Genomic DNA, 17,182 nt, shown 5'->3' with positions numbered 1-17,182 from the left:
CTCGGTCACCGGGCGGTCAGCGCGGCCTGTCGGCGGCCTCCACGGACCGCCAGAGCGTCTCGTACCACGGCGGCCTGCGCGGTTCGCCGTCCTTCGCGGCCCGCCGCTCCCCGCCGCCGCCGCCGTCCAGGACGATGTAGCACTTCACGTCCGGGCGGCAGTAGTTGAGGCGCTGCGTGGCCTCCCGCTCAATGTACGACTCGTCGCCGAGCCGCCGCTTCTGCTCCTCGAGCCGCTCCACCTTCTGGCGGGCCAGCGCCTCCTGCTGCCGCAGCTCGGCGATCTCCTGGCGCTGCGCGATGTACTCCCGCACGGGGTACGCCAGGCTCAGCGCGATCGCGCACATCACGACCGCGAGGATCGCGGCGCGGCTGGTCAGCGCGTGGGCACCGCGCCGGCCGCCCCCCGGGGCGTCGCCCCGGGAGGCGTCCTGCGGCCGGTCGTGTTCGGCTGCCATCGGCCGCTCGGTCAGCCCCGCGGCGTGAACCGCGGGAACGCGGCGGCGCCGGCGTAGCGGGCGGCGTCGTCGAGCAGCTCCTCGATGCGCAGCAGCTGGTTGTACTTCGCGACGCGGTCGCTGCGCGCCGGGGCGCCCGTCTTGATCTGCCCGCAGTTCGTCGCGACGGCGAGGTCGGCGATCGTGGTGTCCTCGGTCTCGCCGGACCGGTGGCTCATCATGCAGCGGTAGCCGCTGGTCTGCGCGAGCGACACCGCGTCGAGGGTCTCGCTGAGCGTGCCGATCTGGTTGACCTTGACGAGCAGCGCGTTCGCCGCGCCGGACTTGATGCCGCGGGCGAGCCGCTCCGGGTTGGTGACGAACAGGTCGTCGCCGACGAGCTGCACCCGGTCGCCGATGGCCGCGGTGAGCCCCTCCCAGCCCGTCCAGTCCTCCTCGTCGAGGGGGTCCTCGATGGAGACGAGCGGGTACTCGGAGACCAGCTCGCCGTAGTAGGCGGCCATGTCGTCCGCCGACCGCTTCACGCCCTCGAACGTGTACATGCCGTCGGCGTGGAACTCGGTCGCGGCGACGTCGAGGGCGAGCGCGATGTCGCGGCCCGGCGTGAAGCCGGCCTGCCGGATCGCCTCCATGATCAGGTCGAGGGCGTCGCGGTTGCTGGGCAGGTCGGGCGCGAAGCCGCCCTCGTCGCCGAGCCCGGTGTTCAGCCCCTTGCCCTTCAGCACCTTCTTCAGCGCGTGGTACGTCTCGGCGCCCCACCGCACCGCCTCGGCGAACGTCGACGCACCGATCGGCGCGATCATGAACTCCTGGACGTCCACGTTCGTGTCGGCGTGCGCGCCGCCGTTCAGGATGTTCATCATCGGCACCGGCAGCAGGTGCGCGTTCGCCCCGCCCACGTACCGGAACAGCGGCAGCCCCGCCGACTCGGCCGCGGCCTTCGCCACCGCCAGGCTCACCCCGAGGATCGCGTTCGCGCCGAGCGCCGACTTCGCCGGCGTCCCGTCCAGGTCGATCAGCCGCTGGTCGATCAGCCGCTGGTCGGCCGCCTCCCAGCCGACGAGCTTGTCGTCGATGGTCTCGTTGACGGCCTTGACCGCGTTCCGCACGCCCTTGCCGCCGTACCGCTCGCCGCCGTCCCGCAGCTCGACCGCCTCGAACTGTCCGGTGGACGCGCCGCTCGGCACCGCGGCCTGCGCCTCGGTCCCATCATCGAGCAGTACCTCGACCTCCACGGTCGGGTTGCCGCGGGAGTCGAGGATCTCCCGGGCGAGTACGGCGTTGATGGACGACACGGGGAACCCCCTGCGTAGGAATGATCTGGTGCGACTCCCGAGCCTAACGTGTTCGCCCAGGGGGGCGACCCCCTGGAACCCCCGTCGGTCGCAAGACGATCCTCGCGCGCCGTTGCAGGCCGCCGGGTTCCGTGAGGCCGACGCACGCACGCTCCGGTCGTCCCGCTCCGCGGTGCGCGGGGCAACTTTTTACTTTGGGGGGTCGGTCCCGTTTGCCCGGTGAGGTAAGGAACATCGGGTACCGGCTCAACGTCCGGAGCGCCCGGGACGGGGCGCGGAGATCGGGGAGGTCGTCATCCGTGTCGGGCTCCGCGGGTTCGTCGAGCGCGTGACCCGCCGCGTCTGGCGGGTCGCGCTGCACCACTCGGAGATCCGGGTGCGCGTGACGCTGTCGGCGGTTCTCGCGACGCTTGTTCTCGCCACGGTGGCGTGCGCGCTGCTGCTGGTGGCGACCCGGCGGGACGTGGTCGGCGACGTGCAGCGGGAGCTGGCGCGGGAGGCGCGCCGCGTCGTCACGGTCGTCCGCTCGGGGGAGCTGGCGGACCGCGACCGGATCTTCGCGTCCGACAACGATCTGCTGCAGGTCGTCGACGCGCGGGGGCGGGTGGTGGCGGCGAGCCCCGCGATGGACGGACGGCCGGCGGTGGCGTTCCCGCCGCCGCGCGGGGACGACCAGCGGGACGGGCGCAGCTGCCGCATCGACGCGCCGGGCGGCGACTGCTTCCTCATCGTGGAGTACCGCGTCGACATGGGGCCGGAGCCGTTCTTCGTGTACGCGCTGGCGCCGGAGCCGGCGCTGCTGCCGCGCCCCGTGGCGGCCGTCCTGGCGATCCTGGGCGTGCCGTTCCTCGCGGCGCTCGCCGGCTACGGCACGTGGGTCGCGGTGGGGCGGACGCTGCGGCCGGTGGACGCGATCCGGCGGGAGCTCGACGAGATCACGATGACCGACCTGGAGCGGCGGGTGCCGGTGCCGGGGAAGCGCGACGAGGTGGCGCTGCTGGCGGAGAGCGTGAACGCGACGCTGGACCGGCTGGAGAAGGCGGTGGCGCGGCAGCGCGCGTTCGTCTCGGACGTGTCGCACGAGCTGCGCAGCCCGCTGACGGGCCTGCGGATGGAGCTGGAGCTGGCGATGTCGGATCCGGAGGCGACGGATCTGACGGAGACGCTGCGGGCGCTGCTGGCGAACACCGACCGGGTCGCGGCGGTGGCGGACGACCTGCTGGCGCTGGCGCGGCTGGAGGCGAACGGGAGCTTCCAGCGGGAGCAGGTCGACCTGGCGGAGCTGGCCGACCAGGAGGTGCTGCGCCGCCCGCGCCGCAGCCGCGTCACGGTGTTCTCCGAGGGGCCCGTGACGGTGCACGGCGGGCGGGCCGAGCTGGCGCGGGCGCTGACGAACCTGCTGGACAACGCGGACCGGCACGCGACCGGAGAGGTGACGGTGGTGGTGCGGAGCGAGGCGGAGACGGCGGTCGTCGAGGTGATCGACGACGGGCCGGGGATCGCGCCGCAGGACCGGGAGCGGGTGTTCGAGCGGTTCACCCGGCTGGCCGAGGGCCGGCACCGCGACGCGGGCGGCACCGGCCTCGGCCTGGCGATCTCCCGCGACATCGCGGAGGCGCACGGCGGCACGCTGGTGCTGACGGACCGGACGGACGGGCGGGACGGCGCGCGGTTCGTGCTGCGCCTGCCCGGCCCCCGCCCCGGCGAACGCTCGGCCCGCTGAGGCGGGTCAGGTGCCGCGCATCAGCCGTTCGCGTTCGGCCTCCAGCTCCTCGATCCGACCGGCGAGCTCCTCGCGGGCCGCGAGGTTCTGCCCGGCGTCCACCATGTCGTGGGGGCCGTCGATGGAGGGGTCGATGTCGCCGCGCATCCGCGCGAGGTCCTCGTCGATCTCCCGGATCCGGGCGCTGCGTTCCTCGTCGCTCATCCGTTGACTCATACGACGTCCCATGCCCGCTTCGGGCGTGTTGTCACAGGATGCGCAGGACGGTCTTGCCGCGCGCGCCGCCCGCCCGGTTGCGGGCGAGGGCGTCCGGCGCGGACTCCAGGGGCGCCTCGCGCTCGATGTGGACGCGCAGCTCCCCCGCGTCGAGGAGCCCGGCGATCCGGTCGAGGGCCTCGGCGGTGGGGTCGTCGTCGTAGTTGACGCCGTGCAGGCCGTGCGCGGCCATCGTGTCGGGGTCGGCGGTCCACACGGTGCTGACGCAGGTGCCGCCGGGGCGCAGCAGGCGGGCGAGTTCCGCGGTCCGCGCGGTGTCCCCGGCGAGGACGATGAGGGCGTCGACGCCCGCGGCGCAGACGGCGAGCACCTGGTCGTTGAGGTCGCCCGCGGTGTGGTCGACGGTGTGCGCGGCGCCGAGGCGGCGCATCGTCCCGGACATGTCGGCGCGGGCGGTGGCGATGACGGTCGCGCCGGCGCGGGCGGCGAGCTGCACGGCGGCCTGCCCGACGCCGCCGGTCGCCCCGGCGACCAGGACGGTCCGGCCCTCGCCCGCCCCCTCGCCGAGCCCGGCCCGCTCGACCACGTCCAGGGCGGTGGCGCACGCGGTCGGCACCGCCGCGGCCTCCGTGTAGATCATCGACGCGGGCATCCGGGCCACCGGGCCGTCCTCGCGGACGACGGCGTACTCGGCGTACGAGCCGCGGCCGCGCTCGACGTCGGTGAAGAACCCGTAGACCTGCTCGCCGTGCCGCAGCCGGGTGACGCCCTCGCCCGCGTCCTCGACGACCCCGGCGCCGTCGGCCCCGAGGACGAGCGGGAACGCGGCGTCGGCGGTGTCCTTGAGCATCCCGTCGGCGACGCGCCAGTCGAGCGGGTTCAGCCCGGCGGCGACCAGCTTCACGAGGATCTCGCCGGGGCCCGGTTCGGGTCGCGGCAGGTAGGTGAGCGCCGGTGTGGCGCCGTATTCGGACACGGCGATGGCTCGCATGACGATCGTCCCCCCGGATCGGTCGTGCGGGGCGGGATCACACCCCGCGAAATGATCTACCCGCGGGCCGGACCGTCACACGGCGTCAGTCGCCGACGGGACCGTTCGGTTCCGGCGGGCCCCCGGCGTCGGGCGGGAGGGTGACGTCGGGCGGGATCGTCGGGGCGTCGCCGGGGTCGCCGTCGCCGGAGTCGCCGTCGCCCGGCTCGTCCTCCTCCTCGGGCCCGTCGCTGACCCGGACGGTGATCGTGGTGCCGGGCTCGGCGGAGCCGGGGCCGGGCGTCATCTCGGCGACCGTCCCGCGCGGGTACCGGGAGGGCATGCGGTCGCCGAAGCTGACCCTGAACCCGGCGGACCGCAGCCGGTCGAGGGCGTCGCCGAGGTCCATGCCGCGCACGTCCGGGACGTCGACGCGGTCGAGGCCGCTGCCCTTGCTGAAGAAGTGCCCCGGCGGCCGGTGGAACGGGGTCGCCTCGGTGCCCTGGAGGGCGCCGCGCATGCTCTGCCGCCAGATCGGCGCCGGGAGGGTCGCGCCGTAGACGGCGCCGTAGCAGCGGCCCTCGATGCAGACGCTCGTCATCGGGTGGTCGTAGCCGCCGCGCGGGTCGCCGACCCAGACGGCGGACGCCAGGTCGGGGGTGTAGCCGGCGAACCAGGCGGCGGAGAAGTTGTCGACGGTCCCGGTCTTCCCGGCGGCGGGACGGCCGATGCCCATCCCGGCGGCGGTGCCATCGGTGAGCACGCCCCGCAGGACGTGGCTGACGCCGTCGGCGACGCCCTCGTCGATCACCTGCTCGCAGTTCGCGTCCGGGACGTCGAGCTTCTTGCCGGACGCGTCCACGACCCTCGTGATCGCGATCGGCTCGCAGTACTCGCCGCGGGCGCCGAACGCGGCGTAGGCGGCGGCGAGGCGCAGCGGGGAGACGGGGTTGAAGCCGAGCGTGAACGACGGGTACTGCTCCAGCGGCTCGCCGTTGGCCTGCCGCATCCCGAGCTTCTCGGCCATCTCGACGGTGTCGCAGAGGCCGACCTCCTTCTCCAGCGCGAGGAAGAAGGTGTTGACCGAGTTCCGGGTGCCGGTGACGAGGCTGAACTGGCGGCCGCCCTCACCGTCGGCGGAGTTGCGCAGGGAGGCGTTCGGGTCGCCGACGCGCTCGCCGTCGCAGTTGCGGAACCCGGTGGGCGTGTAGGCGCGGGGCGCCATCAGGCGGGTGCCGAACGGCATGCCCTCGTCCAGCGCGGCGGCCAGCGTGAACGGCTTGAACGTCGATCCGGCCTGCATGCCGATGCTGGAGCCGTGGCTGGCGTCGGCGGCGAAGTTGATCCAGGTCTTGCCGCGCTCGGTGCCGTCGCCCATCTCGCGGCCGACGACCATGGCCTTGATGCGGCCGGTGCCGGGTTCGACCATCGCCTGGGCGGCGGCGAGGCGCGCGTCGTTCTTCGGCGGGACGAACCGTTCGACGGCGCGCTGCGCGGCCCGCTGCGCCTTCGGGTCGAGCGTCGTGTGGATGGTCAGGCCGCCGCGCTTGAGCAGCCGCTCGCGTTCCTTGGCCGTCTCGCCGAACGCCTTGTCGGTGAGGATCTCGCGCTGCACGTAGTCGCAGAAGAAGGGGGCGCCGCTGGACACGCAGCCGTTGTCGACCTCCTCCAGCTTCAGGTCGACCGGCCGCTCCTTGACCCGCGCGGCCTCGGCGGGGTCGGCCCAGCCGAGCTCCACCATCCGGTCGAGGACGACGTCGCGGCGCTCGCGCGCCATCTCGGGGTTCTCGACGGGGTTGTAGGCGTGCGGGTAGCGGATGACGCCGGCGAGCAGCGCCGCCTCCCCGAGGTCCAGCTCGGACGCGTGCTTGGAGAAGTAGTGCCGGGACGCGGCCTCGACGCCGTAGGCGCCGTCGCCGAAGTAGGCGATGTTGAGGTAGCGGCGGAGGATCTCGTCCTTGGACAGCCGCTCCTCGATCGCCACCGCGTACCGCAGCTCGCGGATCTTGCGGGCGACGGTGACCTCCGTGGCGGCCGTCCGCTCGGCGTCCGACTCGGCCTGGACGAGCAGCAGGTTCTTCACGTACTGCTGCGTGATGCCCGACCCGCCCTGTTCGACGTCGCCGCTGGTCAGGTTGGTGGCGAGGGCCCGCAGCGTGCCCTCGGTGTCGAGCGCGCCGTGCTCGTAGAACCGGCTGTCCTCGATCGCGACGACCGCCTCGCGCATGATCGGCGCGATGTCGTCCAGGTCGACGTTCACCCGGTTCTGGTAGAAGAACGTGGCGAGCTTCGAGCCGTCGGCGGCGAGGATCGTGGAGCGCTGCGGGACGCCGAGGCCCTCGAGCCCCTCGGGCGCGTTCTGGAACCAGCGGGCCGTGTCGCGCGCGCCGACGCCCGCGGTGCACGCGGTGGGGATCAGCATGAGGGCGACGAGCAGCCCGGCGACGCCGCTCAGCGACGCGAGGCCGCGGACGGCGCGCAGCTTCTCGGCGCGGGTGGTCGTCCCGGTCAGCCACCGGCGCCGCCGGTGGCCGGATCCGGACGCGGGTACGAGCGTTCGGCTCCCGCCGCGGCGGTCACTCGCGTCGACTTCCGTCTCGGCCGGCACGGGCCCAGCGTAGACGCGCGCCCCCCGGCGGACCACCCCATCGCGGAGTATCCGGTCGAAGTCGCGCTTATCAGGCGTGCGGCTGTCGCCGTTCCCAGGCACGGACACGATCCCGGAATACCCGCGAAACGGCGCGCAACTCCGCTTCGGGGTCCAGACCGGCCTCGCGCGCCTCGGCGACGAGCGCGAACAGCCGCGCCCCGAGGTCGCTCGCCCCGTCCTCCCCGGACGCGGGCGCGAGTTCGTCCGCGGGCGCCTTCATCCGCGCGGCGCGGCGCTGCAGCTGCGCCGCCAGCGACAGCGCCGGCTGCGCCATCGGGACGCCGTCGAGCGCGGACGCGTCCGCGCCGTGCTTCGCCTCCCGCTCGGCCGCCTTGATCTGGTCCCAGTTCGCGTTGACCTCGTCGGCGCCGCTCACCGCGACGCCCGCGAACACGTGCGGGTGCCGCCGGACGAGCTTGTCGACGATGCCCGCGGCGACGTCGTCGATCGTGAACTCGGTGCCGTCCGTCCGCTCGGCCGCCACCACCGAGTGGAACGCGACCTGCATCAGCACGTCGCCCAGCTCCTCGCGCAGCGCCCCCAGGTCGCCGGACTCGACGGTGTCGAGGACCTCGTACGACTCCTCCAGCAGGTACGGGACGAGCGACGCGTGCGTCTGCTCGCGGTCCCACGGGCACTCGCGGCGCAGCGTGTCCATCACCGACACCAGGTCGAGCAGCCGCGCGCCCGGCAGGTCGTACGAGCCGTGCAGCACCTCGACGTCCAGCGGGTCGGCGACGACCAGGGCGCCGACCTCGCGGAGCAGCGCCTCGTCGCCCTCGGGCGCCGCCACCCACACGACGTCCGCGGCGCGGGCGGCGGCGACCAGCGCGGCCGGGTCGGGCGCGGGCGTCTCCTCGACGGCGACGTCCGCGTCGGCCAGGGACGGCAGCAGCGGGTGCCCGGCGGGCGCGAGGACGCGCGCGGCCGTCCGCAGCCGCTCCCACGCCCGCCAGGTCAGCAGGCCGGGCGCGACGCGGTGGGTGGTGGCGAGCAGGGTCAGGCTCATGCTTGCGGGGATCCCGTCGCGGGGGTCGACAGCTCGTTGGACACCGGCCCGATCGCGACCCGCTGCGGGTCGAACGTGCCGTACCGGGGGTTGATCTCGACGTCCATCGCGGCGGCCGTCTCGACGAGCAGGGTCTGGAACCGCTCCGTCGCCTGCATGTTCGCGGGGCTCTGCGGGACGCCGTCCGCGCCGAAGTGCCGCATCAGCGCGTCCTGGACGGCCATGAACCGCGCGAACTCGCGGGTGCGCTCGCGCGGCAGGCCGTTCGCCAGCGTGATGGTCTCGGCGCTCGCGCCGCCGCGCCCCAGCAGCTCGACGATCTCGGCGGTCCGGCCGCCCGACACCGTGACGCCCGCGCGCTCGGCGGCCTCGTCGGCGATGCGGAACGACACCAGGAGGTTGAGCGCGCCGCGCATGTCGGCCTCGCCCGGCTCGGTGGGCGCGGTGCCGAGCTCGCCGGCCTGGGCGGCCCCGTTGCCGGACCGCGCCCAGATCTGCCCGGCCGCCGGGTCGCGCCGGAGCTGGCCCCACCAGGTCTCGACGGTGTCGCCGAGCGTGCGGACGGTGATGCGGTCGCCGTCGACGAGGGCGGCGGTGCCCGCCTTCGGCGCGGCGTCGCAGCCGGCGAGCGCGCCCGCGGCCAGGAGCGCGGCGAGCGCGACGGCCGGCACGCGCCTCAGGGACTTACCGGGCACGGAACCTCCACTCCACGATGATCAAGCGGTCGCGGGCAGCCTACTTGGCCGACCCCGCGGCGGGCGAGGACTCCAGGAACAGGGCGTCCACCAGGTCGCTCGCCCAGGCCAGCAGCTCCTGGTCGCGCAGCGGCCGGCCGCCGAGCGGCTTGGTCTTCGGCATCGGCACCAGCAGCGTCTCGTTCGCGGTCTTGAGGATGCTCTTCGGGTAGAGCCGGTTCAGCCGCACCTGCCGCGAGTCGGGGAGGTCGACGGGCGTGAACTTGACGAAGTTGCCCTGCAGGGTGACGTCGTTCAGCCCGGCCTTGCGCGCCTTCGCCCGGAACCGCGCCACCTCCAGCAGGTTCAGCACCGGGACGGGCAGCGGGCCGAACCGGTCCTTGAGCTCGTCGTGGACGACGGCGATCTCGTCCTCCGTCGTGATGGCGGCGATGCGGCGGTAGGCGTCCAGGCGGAGCCGCTCCCCCGGCACGTACTCGTGCGGCAGGTGCGCGTCCACCGGCAGCTCGACCTTCGTCTCGACCTGCTCGGGCTCGCCGCCCTCCTTCAGCTCCCGGACCGCCTCCCCGACCATCCGGACGTACAGGTCGAACCCGACGCCCGCGACGTGCCCGGACTGCTCGGCGCCCAGGATGTTGCCCGCGCCGCGGATCTCCAGGTCCTTCATCGCGACGTACATGCCCGCGCCGATCTCGGTGTGCTGGGCCAGCGTCGCGAGCCGCTCGTGCGCCGTCTCCGTCAGCGGCGTCTCCGGCGGGTACAGGAAGTACGCGTACGCCCGCTCCCGGCCGCGCCCGACCCGGCCGCGCAGCTGGTGCAGCTGCGACAGCCCGTACATGTCGGCGCGGTCCACGATGAGGGTGTTGGCGTTGGGGACGTCCAGGCCCGACTCGACGATCGTCGTCGCGACCAGCACGTCGTAGTTCTTCTCCCAGAAGTCGACCATGACCCGTTCGAGCTGCTGCTCGTTCATCTGGCCGTGCGCGGTCGCGATCCGCGCCTCCGGGACGAGCCGCGCCAGGTTCGCCGCGACCTTGTCGATCGACCGCACCCGGTTGTGCACGAAGAACACCTGGCCCTCGCGCAGCAGCTCCCGGCGGATCGCCGCCGCGATCTGCTTCTCCTGGTACGGCCCGACGAACGTGAGGATCGGGTGCCGCTCCTCCGGCGGGGTCAGGATCGTCGACATCTCCCGGATGCCGGTGAGGCCCATCTCGAGCGTCCGCGGGATCGGCGTCGCCGACATCGCCAGCACGTCCACCTGCGTCCGGAGGCGCTTCAGCTCCTCCTTGTGCTCGACGCCGAACCGCTGCTCCTCGTCGATGATCACCAGGCCGAGGTTCTTGAACCGGGTCTGCGACGACAGGATCCGGTGCGTCCCGACGACCACGTCGACCGTCCCTGTCGCCAGGCCCTCCAGCGTCGCCTCGATCTCCTTGTCGGTCTGGAACCGGCTGACCGGCTTCACCTGGACCGGGAACGCCGCGAACCGCTCGGTGAACGTCGACAGGTGCTGCTGCACCAGCAGCGTCGTCGGCACCAGCACCGCGACCTGCTTGCCGTCCTGGACGGCCTTGAACGCCGCCCGCACCGCGATCTCGGTCTTGCCGTAGCCGACGTCGCCGCAGATCAGCCGGTCCATCGGAACCGGCTTCTCCATGTCGCCCTTGACCTCGTCGATCGCGGCGAGCTGGTCGGGCGTCTCCACGTACGGGAACGCGTCCTCCAGCTCCCGCTGCCACGGCGTGTCCGCGCCGAACGCGTGCCCCGGGCTCGCCATCCGCGCCGAGTACAGCCGGATCAGCTCCCCGGCGATCTGCCGGACCGCCTTGCGCGCCCGCGACTTCGCCTTCTGCCAGTCGGCGCCGCCGAGCCGGTGCAGGCTCGGCGCCTCCCCGCCCACGTACCGGGTCAGCTCCTCGAGCTGGTCGGTCGGGACGAACAGCCGGTCGCTCTTGGCGTACTCCAGGATCAGATACTCGCGGGTCGCGCCCTGCACGGTGCGGCTGACCATCTCCACGTACCGTCCGACGCCGTGCTGCTCGTGCACCACGTAGTCGCCGGGCCGCAGCTGCAGCGGGTCGATGCCGCCGCGCCGCCGCGACGGCATCCGCCGCGCGTCCTTCGTGGACGACCGCTGCCCCGACAGGTCGGTCTCGGTGAGCACCGCGAGCTTCACGTGCTCCCAGACGAACCCGTTCTCCAGCAGCCCGGTCGTCACGTTCACGATCGACGGGTCGGGCGCCGCGGCCACGTCCGTGAGCCGCGCGCCGAGCCCCTCGTCGCCGACGAGCTGGACGAGCCGTTCCGCGGGGCCGTGCCCGGCGGTGACGAGCACGACCCGCCAGCCGCCGTCGATCCAGCCCTTCAGGTCGGCGACGACCCGGCCGGTGTCGCCCCGGTACGGCTCGGCCGCGCGCGCCCCGAGGTCGAGCAGGTCGACGTCGTCCTCGAAGATCGCCTCGTCCGCAGCGGCCTCGCCGGACTCGTCCGTCGCGCCGGGCGTCAGCGCGGTGACCGTCCAGCGCGGCAGCCCCAGCTCCCGGCTGTGCCGCCGCACCTCCTCCAGGGAGCGGAACGCGGCGGCGCCCAGGTCGATCGGCGCCTCCCCGCCCGCGGCGGCGTTGACCCAGCTCGCCTCCAGGAACTCCTGGCTGGTGCGGACGAGCTCGACCGAGCGGGTCCGGATCCGCTCGGGCTCGCACACCAGCAGCGCGGAGCCGTCCGGGAGCAGGTCGGTCAGCAGCTCCATGCTGTCGGCGAGGACGGGCGAGAACGCCTCCATGCCCTCGACGGTGTCGCCGTCGGCGATCCGGCCGAGGATGTCCTCCAGCGCGGGATGCTCGGCGGCCAGCGCGCGCGCCCGCTCCCGCACCTGCGCGGTCAGCGGCAGTTCCCGGCACGGCGGCGCCCACAGCCCGTCCTGCGCGACCTCCAGGGACCGCTGGTCGGCGGCCTTGAAGTAGCGGATCTCCTCGACGGTGTCGCCCCAGAACTCCACCCGCAGCGGGTGCTCCTCGGTCGGCGGGAACACGTCCAGGATCCCGCCGCGCACCGCGATCTCGCCGCGCTTCTCCACCAGGTCGACCCGGTGGTACCCCGCGTCGACGAGCCGGCGGACGGCGTCGTCCATGTCGGCGTCCGCACCGGACGCCAGCCGCACCGGCTCCAGGTCGGCCAGGCCGGACACGATCGGCTGCAGCACGGCCCGCACCGGCGTGACGACGACGTCCAGGCGTCCGCCCTTGCCGCCGGACTCCCCGTCCAGCGTGGGATCGGCGCTGTCGGCGTTCGGGTGCACCAGGCGGCGCAGCACCGCGAGCCGCTGCCCGACGGTGTCGGACCGCGGCGACAGCTTCTCGTGCGGCAGCGTCTCCCACGCCGGGAAGTGCGCCACGCGGCCCGGGTCCAGCAGGCTCGACAGGGCGGCGGTCAGGTCCTCGGCCTCCCGGCCGGTCGCCGTCACCGCCAGCACCGTGCCGCCCGTCCCGCCCGGCCCGCCGGACACCCGGCGGCTCAGCGCCGCGGCCAGGACCGGCCACAGCGCGGGGGGCGCGATCACCTGGTGGTCGGTGCGCACGCGCTCCAGCGCGCGCGACAGCCCGGCATCGGTGCACGCCAGATCGACAAGTCCAGAAAGCGTCATGTTCGCCCGCTCAATCGCAAAGACCCCGAGGCAGGGCAGCCCGAAGACCCGGAATCCCGCGTGGACCCGGTACCGCCTACCAGGGTACGCGCCCCGCCGACCCGCCCGTGTTTCCACCGCCGTGACCAGTGGTGATTGCGGAGCGCGACACGACCGTTACCAAGAATGCGCAAATAGCGGACAGTGCGCATCCGGACGGTTACGCTGCGGAACTGTGACCGATCTGCGTACGCCGCCGGTCGACGGCGGCGATCTCTTCTCCGAACGCGCCCGGCAGTACGCCCTCGAGAAGCCCCTGCAGCGGATCCACATCCTGGAGGCCGGATGCGGCTGGGGCACGGGGCTGAACCTCGGCGACCGCGCCCACGTCGTCACCGGCGTCGACATGGACGTCCCGGAGCTGCGCGCGTACACCTGCGAGCGCACCGACCTGGACTCCTGGCACCTGGGCGATCTGCGCACCGTCCCGCTGCCGCCGCGCTCCTACGACGTGGTCCACGCCTCCTACCTCATCGAACGCGTCCCGCACGCCGAACTCGTCCTGGACCGGTTCGTCGCCGCGCTCAAGCCCGGCGGGCTGCTGCTCGTGCGGATGCGCGACCGCGACACCGCCTTCGGCTTCCTCGACCGCACGCTCCCGCACCGGCTTCGTCCCGCCCGGCGGCGGCGCCGTCCACGGCCCGGACGGGCGCCGCGCGGGGCGCACGCGCGCGGCGCGCCCGACGCCGGGCAGGAACCCGCGCAGCGGGCGCCCGCCCCGCCGTCGTCCGCGTCGCCGTCCGCCTCGCCGCCGCCCGCCGTCTACGACCGGGTCGCGTCCCGGCGGCGTCTCCGCTGGTACTGCACGATGCGCGGGCTCATGGTCGCCGAGGAGTACACCTCCCGCGCGTCCCTCGACGGCCTCGGGGCCGGGAGGGGCCCCGCCGACCTGCTGTGCCGGCTCGTCGCGCTGTGCACCCGCGGGCGCCTCACCGCCGCGCACAGCGACGTGACGCTGGTCATCCGCAAACCCGAGAACCGTTTCGCCCGGGTCATCTGAGGCGGTCACGGGCGCGCCGGAGATGCGGGCACCGGAGCCGCCGCAGTATTTTCTCCTGCGCGAACACGTTCCCACCTGGATCAGCCCGGCACCGTCCCGGGCAAGATCGGAGACCGCGGTGACCGCCGAAGCCGGCCTTCCCGACACGCTGCGCGACCTGCCCGCCTGGACGCCGGAACCGGTGGAGCTCGCCGACCTGGAGCTGATCCTGGCCGGCGCCTACCGACCGCTCACGGGCTTCCTGGGCTCGTTCGACACGGCGATGGTCATCGCCGGCGGCCGGCTGGCCGACGGCACGCCCTGGCCCGTGCCCGTCACCCTCTCCGTCCCGAAGGAGCTGACCGAGCACGACCGGCTCGTCCTCCAGGACCCCGAGGGCGTCCCGCTCGCCGTCCTGACCGTCGAGGAGCGCTGGCAGGACCCGACGTCCGGCGACCAGCGCCTCGCCGGCCCGCTGGAGGCCCTCCGCGCCCCGGCGCACGGACCGTTCCACGCGATGCGCCGCCGCCCCGACGAGATGGAACCGGCCGACGGGCCCGTCCTGGCCGTCGCCACCCGCGACTTCCTGCACCGCCGCCAGCTCGGCCAGATCCGGCAGGTCGCCGAGCGCCTCGGCGCGAGCGTCCTGCTGATGCCGCTGCTCGGCGGCGGGCACGACGAGTCGCTCGTCCGCGCCCTCCTCGCCGTCCGCCGCGAACTGCCCGCCGCGCGGGTCGTCCCCGTGCCCCTGCCCGCGCGCGCCGACGACGAACGGGACGTCGTCCTGCGCGCCCACGTCGCCGCCGCGTACGGGGCGACGCACCTGCTCGCCGAGCACGAACCCGAGGACGTCCCGATCCCCGTCGCCGTCCCCGAACCGTGGGCCTACGACGCCGACGTCGAGGTGTGGCGCCCGGTCGCGCGCATCGAACCCGACCACGTCCAGGCCGAACTGAGCCCCGAACGCCTCGGCGAACTCCTCGACGCGGGCGAGCCCGTCCCCGACTGGTTCACCCCGCCCGCCGTCGCCGCCGAACTCGCCGTCGCCCGTCCGCCCAAGCGCTCGCGCGGCCTCACCGTCTTCTTCACGGGCCTGTCCGGCTCCGGCAAGTCGACCGTCGCGCGGGGCCTGTCCGACGCCCTCATCGAGCGCGGCGGCCGCACCGTCACCCTGCTGGACGGCGACGTCGTGCGCCGCATGCTCTCCGCGGGGCTCACCTTCTCCCGTCCCGACCGCGACCTCAACATCCGCCGCATCGGCTTCGTCGCGTCCGAGATCACCCGGCACGGCGGCGTCGCGATCTGCGCGCCGATCGCCCCGTACGCCGCCACGCGCGCCGAGGTCCGCCGCATGGTCGAGGCCCACGGCGACTTCATCCTCGTGCACGTGGCCACCCCCCTCGAAGAGTGCGAGCGCCGCGACCGCAAGGGCCTGTACGCCAAGGCCCGCGCCGGCCTCATCCCCGAGTTCACCGGCATCTCCGACCCCTACGAGGAGCCGGACGACGCCGACCTCACGATCGACACCTCGCGCCTCACGCCCGAAGAGGCCGTCGACCGCGTCCTGGCCCTCCTCACCGAAGGCGACTGGATCCGCCCCGCCTGACCCACCCCACCTCACCCCTCAAGGCACGCACCGCGTCCCTTGAGGGGTGTCGTTTGTGCTGGCCTACCCGGGTTACGAAGCCCGGGGCGCGTCCCTTACCGTAATAGCCAGTTTCCCTACATGTCTGGTAGGTCATGGCGATGGACTTCGATTGGCCGATGGCGCTGGGGTCGTTCCTGGTCGCCATCGTCGTCGGGCTCACCGGCATGGGCGGCGGCGCGCTGATGACGCCGATGCTCGTGACCTTCTTCGGGGTCAGCCCGCTCGCGGCGGTCTCCAGCGATCTCGCCGCGTCCGCCGTGATGAAACCCGTCGGCAGCGCCGTCCACTACCGCCAGGGCACCGTGGACATGCGCCTCGTCGGGTGGCTGTGCGTGGGATCGGTGCCCGCCGCGTTCTGCGGCGTGCTCGTCCCGCGGGCGCTCGGCGACGGGCAGGCCGTGCACGACTTCATCGAGCTGGCGATGGGCGTCGCGCTGCTCGTGGCGGCCGTGGGGATCCTGGTCCGCGGCCTCCTGGCGCGCCGCGCGCGGCCCGACGAGGACGACGGGCCCATCACCGTGCGTCCCGTCCCGACCGTGCTCGTCGGCGCGGTCGGCGGGCTCGTCGTGGGGATCACCTCGGTGGGGTCCGGCTCGCTGATCATCGTCGCGCTGCTGCTGCTGTACCCGGCGCTGAAGCCGAACCACCTGGTGGGGACGGACCTGCTGCAGGCCGTCCCGCTGGTGTTCGCCGCCGCGCTCGGCCACCTGTTCTTCGGCGAGTTCCGGCTGGAGGTCACCGCCGCGCTGCTCGTCGGGTCGATCCCCGGCGTCTACCTCGGCTCGCGGATCTCCTCCCGGGCCCCCGCCGGGCTCATCCGCCGCCTGCTCGTGCTCGTCCTCGTCGCCTCCGCGCTCAACATGTTCGGCGTCGGCGTGGTCCCGCTGGCGTGGACGATCGCCGCGATCGCCGCCGCGGCCGTCGCGACCTGGCTCGTCGGCCGGGGGAAGCGGGATACAGTGCCCTCCGGGCCGCCGGGCGAAGCCGGAGAAACAGGAAAGCGGAGCGCACGTGGACGATCGATGGCCGCACCAGACCGTTGACGTGCTGGGCGTGCGCGTCAGCCGCATCGACGTCGCACGGCTGCGGGAGTTCGTCGCCGCCGCCGTCAAGGACCGGACGAAGCTGACGATCACGTTCGCGAACCCCGACTACGTGCGGAAGGCGCAGAAGGACCGCGCGCTGCGCGACCTCATGAACGGGTTCGACCTGAACCTGCCGGACGGCTGGGGCGTGGTGCTGGCCGCGAAGATCTTCGGCCGGCCGGTGCCGGGGCGGATGGCGAACGACGACCTGACCGACGACCTGTTCGGGCAGCCCGCGGAGGAGGGCTGGAGCGTCTTCCTGTTCGGCAACGCGCCCGGGGTCGCCGACGAGGCGGCGCAGAACCTGCGGACGTGGTTCCCCGGGCTGTCGATCGCCGGCACGCAGCACGGGCACTGGGCGCAGGACGGCGTCCTGCCGCCGGAGACGGCGGAGCGGCTCGTCGCCGAGATCAACGCGGCGGCGCCCGACATCCTGCACGTGGGGCTGGGGACGCCGCTGCAGCAGCGGTTCGTCGCCGAGTACCGCGACCGGATCGAGGCGCCCGTCATCGTCACGTGCGGCGCGTACTTCGAGCATCTCGCCGAGCGCCGCGAGTACTACCCGTCCTGGGTCCTGAAGCTGCGCGTCGGTTTCCTGTACCGGCTCGCGCGGGAACCGCGGCGGCTGTGGCGCCGCTACACCGTCGAACTGGGCTCCTACCTGGCGCGCGTCCTGCTGCACCGGATCCGGCACGGCAAGCAGTCCTGATCCGGACGCGGGCGGCCGCGCCGATTCCCGGACGCGGCGATCAATTGCGTGGTAGAACATG

The 17,182-nt window shown here is 73.8% G+C and carries 13 protein-coding genes; 5 read left to right on the top strand and 8 right to left on the bottom strand.

The annotated features are described in order from the left end of the window. Window positions 1-16 precede the first annotated feature (16 nt). Together AB0L25_RS02965 and eno are read right to left on the bottom strand one after the other, a co-directional pair. A complete protein-coding gene (locus tag AB0L25_RS02965) occupies window positions 17-457 on the bottom strand; it encodes an FtsB family cell division protein (RefSeq protein ID WP_500167996.1) in 441 nt (146 codons plus the stop codon). Window positions 458-468: 11 nt separating this feature from the next. Then, window positions 469-1,752 carry a phosphopyruvate hydratase gene (gene eno / locus AB0L25_RS02960; RefSeq protein WP_500167994.1) on the bottom strand — a complete coding sequence of 428 codons (1,284 nt, stop codon included), beginning with the start codon at window positions 1,750-1,752 and terminating at the stop codon, window positions 469-471. A gap of 328 nt (window positions 1,753-2,080) precedes the next feature. Here eno and AB0L25_RS02955 point away from each other — a divergent pair, with 328 nt between their 5' ends. After that, window positions 2,081-3,475, top strand: coding sequence for a sensor histidine kinase (locus tag AB0L25_RS02955; protein WP_500167992.1), 1,395 nt, complete (start codon window positions 2,081-2,083; stop codon window positions 3,473-3,475). Between the two features lie 6 nt (window positions 3,476-3,481). On the opposite strand, the gene AB0L25_RS02950 is transcribed toward AB0L25_RS02955, so the two are convergent. The 6 genes from AB0L25_RS02950 to mfd form a co-directional block, all read right to left on the bottom strand. After that, window positions 3,482-3,679 carry a hypothetical protein gene (locus AB0L25_RS02950; protein ID WP_500167990.1) on the bottom strand — a complete coding sequence of 66 codons (198 nt, stop codon included), beginning with the start codon at window positions 3,677-3,679 and terminating at the stop codon, window positions 3,482-3,484. Window positions 3,680-3,722: 43 nt separating this feature from the next. Then, complete coding sequence (locus tag AB0L25_RS02945) at window positions 3,723-4,682, bottom strand: NADP-dependent oxidoreductase (protein WP_500167988.1); 960 nt, start codon at window positions 4,680-4,682, stop codon at window positions 3,723-3,725. 85 nt (window positions 4,683-4,767) lie between these two features. Beyond that, window positions 4,768-7,269, bottom strand: coding sequence for a penicillin-binding protein (locus AB0L25_RS02940; protein WP_500167986.1), 2,502 nt, complete (start codon window positions 7,267-7,269; stop codon window positions 4,768-4,770). 70 nt (window positions 7,270-7,339) lie between these two features. Beyond that, a complete protein-coding gene (locus AB0L25_RS02935) occupies window positions 7,340-8,320 on the bottom strand; it encodes a nucleoside triphosphate pyrophosphohydrolase (RefSeq protein WP_500167984.1) in 981 nt (326 codons plus the stop codon). Then, entirely contained in the window at window positions 8,317-9,015 is a 699-nt protein-coding gene (locus tag AB0L25_RS02930) for a hypothetical protein (RefSeq protein ID WP_500167982.1), read from the bottom strand. Before AB0L25_RS02930 ends, AB0L25_RS02935 begins: the two co-directional genes overlap by 4 nt. 40 nt (window positions 9,016-9,055) lie before the next feature. Then, window positions 9,056-12,661 carry a transcription-repair coupling factor gene (mfd, locus tag AB0L25_RS02925; protein ID WP_500167980.1) on the bottom strand — a complete coding sequence of 1,202 codons (3,606 nt, stop codon included), beginning with the start codon at window positions 12,659-12,661 and terminating at the stop codon, window positions 9,056-9,058. A 214-nt stretch (window positions 12,662-12,875) separates the two neighbouring features. Between mfd and AB0L25_RS02920 the strand changes: the two genes are divergently transcribed. The 4 genes from AB0L25_RS02920 (at window position 12,876) to AB0L25_RS02905 (ending at window position 17,121) form a co-directional block, all read left to right on the top strand. Continuing rightward, complete coding sequence (locus AB0L25_RS02920) at window positions 12,876-13,700, top strand: class I SAM-dependent methyltransferase (protein ID WP_500167978.1); 825 nt, start codon at window positions 12,876-12,878, stop codon at window positions 13,698-13,700. Window positions 13,701-13,818: 118 nt separating this feature from the next. Next, window positions 13,819-15,285: an adenylyl-sulfate kinase gene (gene cysC, locus AB0L25_RS02915; protein WP_500167977.1), complete on the top strand. Its 1,467-nt coding sequence runs from the start codon at window positions 13,819-13,821 to the stop codon at window positions 15,283-15,285. A gap of 140 nt (window positions 15,286-15,425) precedes the next feature. Beyond that, window positions 15,426-16,370 carry a sulfite exporter TauE/SafE family protein gene (locus tag AB0L25_RS02910; RefSeq protein ID WP_500167975.1) on the top strand — a complete coding sequence of 315 codons (945 nt, stop codon included), beginning with the start codon at window positions 15,426-15,428 and terminating at the stop codon, window positions 16,368-16,370. Then, complete coding sequence (locus tag AB0L25_RS02905; protein ID WP_500167973.1) at window positions 16,339-17,121, top strand: WecB/TagA/CpsF family glycosyltransferase; 783 nt, start codon at window positions 16,339-16,341, stop codon at window positions 17,119-17,121. The genes AB0L25_RS02910 and AB0L25_RS02905 overlap by 32 nt, the downstream gene beginning before the upstream one ends. Window positions 17,122-17,182 lie beyond the last annotated feature (61 nt).

Source organism: Spirillospora sp. NPDC052242, from assembly GCF_040679555.1.
In the GTDB taxonomy this organism is placed as follows: Bacteria; Actinomycetota; Actinomycetes; order Streptosporangiales; family Streptosporangiaceae; genus Spirillospora.
This window is presented reverse-complemented; position numbering and strand designations above follow the sequence as displayed.

Excerpts from the sequence above, each read along its gene's own strand:
- AB0L25_RS02965 (WP_500167996.1), bottom strand. The coding sequence starts at position 457 with ATGGCAGCCGAACACGACCGGCCGCAGGACGCCTCCCGGGGCGACGCC.
- AB0L25_RS02950 (WP_500167990.1), bottom strand. The coding sequence starts at position 3,679 with ATGAGCGACGAGGAACGCAGCGCCCGGATCCGGGAGATCGACGAGGAC.
- AB0L25_RS02945 (WP_500167988.1), bottom strand. The coding sequence starts at position 4,682 with ATGCGAGCCATCGCCGTGTCCGAATACGGCGCCACACCGGCGCTCACC.
- AB0L25_RS02935 (WP_500167984.1), bottom strand. The coding sequence starts at position 8,320 with ATGAGCCTGACCCTGCTCGCCACCACCCACCGCGTCGCGCCCGGCCTG.
- mfd (WP_500167980.1), bottom strand. The coding sequence starts at position 12,661 with ATGACGCTTTCTGGACTTGTCGATCTGGCGTGCACCGATGCCGGGCTG.
- AB0L25_RS02910 (WP_500167975.1), top strand. The coding sequence starts at position 15,426 with ATGGACTTCGATTGGCCGATGGCGCTGGGGTCGTTCCTGGTCGCCATC.